The organism is Acinetobacter sp. I-MWF, assembly GCF_025433935.1.
Classification (GTDB): domain Bacteria; phylum Pseudomonadota; class Gammaproteobacteria; order Pseudomonadales; family Moraxellaceae; genus Acinetobacter; species Acinetobacter guillouiae.
The window spans coordinates 1-581 of record NZ_JAMBAR010000078.1; the positions used below are offsets into that span (position 1 = coordinate 1).

At 41.5% G+C, this 581-nt stretch carries 1 protein-coding gene; it reads left to right on the forward strand.

Features of this window, described 5'->3' with window-relative positions:
* Positions 1–429 (forward strand): ShlB/FhaC/HecB family hemolysin secretion/activation protein (locus tag M2R48_RS21450; protein ID WP_315972870.1); only part of this gene is annotated, 429 nt, incomplete at its 5' end.
* Between the last annotated feature and the right edge of the window lie 152 nt (positions 430–581).

Here is a 581-nt window from a genome sequence, read left to right on the forward strand (position 1 = left end):
GTCCCATTTAAAGTCGGTAATCAATCGCTACAGTATCTTGCTGAATGGCGAACGCAGTACAGTAAAAAACCACTGACCCCACAAGATCGATTCTCGATTGGGAATCGCTATACCGTAAGAGGGTTTGATGGTGAACAGACCTTATTGGCGGATAATGGATTTTTAGTCCGTAATGAAATCAGTGGCTCGATGTTTAAGCTTCCGATGCAATGGTACACAGCAATTGACTATGGTGAAGTGGGGGGTAAAACCGCACATGAACCGAATCCATTGCTGGGAACAAGTTTGATGGGCGCTGCCTTTGGATTACGAGGGCAAGTCTTAAAATCGGTCAATTATGACGTTTTTGTTGGGACACCGTTAAAAAAACCAGAACATTATAGAACAGACAATGTAACGACAGGATTTAGCCTGAACTGGATGTATTAAGTCTAATCATTAAGCCAAATAGAGATTTAAAAAGAATAGGTTGAAACCATGAAATTTGAAGATATAGATGTCATTTCACCCGCGTTATTTCCCAAAGAACAATGGAATGAAGCCGAGGTTCTCGGCGCAATGACATGGTTGTGGCTTTTATC